The 2019-nt window shown below is 33.5% G+C and carries 2 protein-coding genes; both read left to right on the top strand.

Annotation, left to right across the window (positions count from 1 at the left end; genetic code table 11):
* Nucleotides 1–812 precede the first annotated feature (812 nt).
* Nucleotides 813–1217, top strand: coding sequence for a DUF2798 domain-containing protein (locus tag EAI80_RS12835; RefSeq protein ID WP_192924066.1), 405 nt, complete (start codon nucleotides 813–815; stop codon nucleotides 1215–1217).
* 104 nt (nucleotides 1218–1321) lie between these two features.
* On the top strand, nucleotides 1322–1918 hold the full coding sequence (locus tag EAI80_RS12830) for an ECF transporter S component (protein ID WP_129982349.1): 597 nt from the start codon (nucleotides 1322–1324) through the stop codon (nucleotides 1916–1918).
* Nucleotides 1919–2019 lie beyond the last annotated feature (101 nt).

Below are 2019 nucleotides of genomic sequence, written 5' to 3'. Positions count from 1 at the left end.
TCACTTTTTGTTTTCTATTCTTATTATGAGTTTAAATCCACGTTTTGACAACTAGGAGGTCATTTCATATTATCTGTAGATACAAAATATCCTCTAGACCATAAAATACCGCATCCTGCAGAATTGTATTAATTGTGGAAATGATTTGAACAGTTCATTAGCACTTATCTTTAAAAGTTCTTGCAACATCACAGGGAGCAGCAGTCTGTGGTACATCTGCAAAGACATGTATATGGTCAGGCTTCACTTCAAGAGCCTTAATGTGGTAATAGATTTTTCTGTAATATCTGTTTCAATATTTCCTCTACATTACCTTTTAATACCAGAAATATGAATTTAGAATACCTGATGATGTGATACTGTATCAGATATTTTCAATACGAAGCAAGTCAAGAAGTATGATACTCTCTCCTTCCTCAGCAGAATAGATACGTGCAGGGTTTTCAAGTTCTGTTTTCCATCCAGCAGGAATGGAAACATTTATTTGTACATTGTCACTTTTAGTTCGTGTCATTACTTTTTTCCACAACTTGAATGATATGCTGAATTATTAGGATTGCACTGTTCTGCATGGTTATTATTGTTCACTATATGTGCAGCATTATTAGGATTTTTCTGATTATAGTGATGGTTGTTTTGTTGTATGTGTGTTTATATCATGGTTACTTTTACTGATGATCTGTTTACTTTCTATACTTTAATATACATAGATCATATATCATTTTTCTAAGTATATATCAAGTGAAATTTCAAGAAAGGAGCATTTTATAATGCCTAAAACATTTAAATAAAATTTATTATTTACAGCGACGATGTCATTCTTAATGGTGTATGTCATGATTCTCTTCAACATCTCATTAAATATCGGAGGAATGACAAACCAGGTCTTTTTACTTGCCTTCCACGAAATGATTATCATGTGGCCTGTCGCTTTCTTTTTAGAACTACTTGTTGTAGATTCTTTAGCTCATAAGCTTGCTTTCCGTTTTGTACAGCCTACAGATCGTCCTATCGTGATTACTCTTGCCATTTCTTGTATGATTGTTTGTATCATGTGTCCATGCACGAGCTTAATCGCAACTGTATTATTCAAAAACATCGATGCTTCAGTCTATTTCCAGACAACATCCATGAACTTCCCTGTCGCATTATTATTCCAGATTTTCTATTGTGGTCCTCTGATCCGTTTCTTATTTGGAAAAATCGTACATGAATAAGGTCAGTTTTAAAACTGACCTTATTTTTTTGGTTGATAACTGAGTATTTATATAATGTCAGAATGTATGTATAGTGTTATTCATCAAAGGGGGGGGAGTTTTATATGAAAGACAATAAAACATTAAAAATTGCAGTAACAGGATTGATGGCAGCTTTAGCTTATATCGCCTTCACATTCCTACAGATTAAGATTCCAACACCAGGAGGAACTACTTCATTCCATTTAGGAAATACATTCTGTGTATTGGCTGCTTTATTATTAGGTGGTCTTCCTGGAGGAATTGCGGGAGCAGTTGGTATGGGTATTGGCGATTTACTTGATCCTACTTATGTAGTAGTCGCACCAAAGACATTTATCTTAAAGTTTAGTATTGGAGTTATTACAGGTCTAGTTGCACATAGAGTATTCAAGATCCAAAAACTAGAAGGTAAGCAGTTAGTGATTGGTGTCGTTGCTTCTACATTTGCAGGTTTATTATTTAATGTGATTGCTGAACCACTATTCTCTTATTTCTATACTTCAGTATTACTTGGTGCACCTTCTCAAGCTGCTTTAGCACTTGCATCTTGGAATGCAGTGACTACTATTACTAATGCAGTAATTGCGATTGTGATTTCTTCAGCACTTTATTTAGCTTTAGCACCTACATTTAAAAAGAATGGTTTATTAGATAAATTACATACAGTTAAAAAAGACTAATGTAAAAGGACTCATATGAGTCCTTCAGACTGTTGACAAACTAAATGTTAACAGTCTTTTCTTTTAAATTTGAAGAGTATATGATAATATAGTTACTGTCG

Source organism: Catenibacterium sp. co_0103 (assembly GCF_004168205.1).
Lineage (GTDB): Bacteria > Bacillota_I > Bacilli_A > Erysipelotrichales > Coprobacillaceae > Catenibacterium > Catenibacterium mitsuoka_A.
This window is presented reverse-complemented; position numbering and strand designations above follow the sequence as displayed.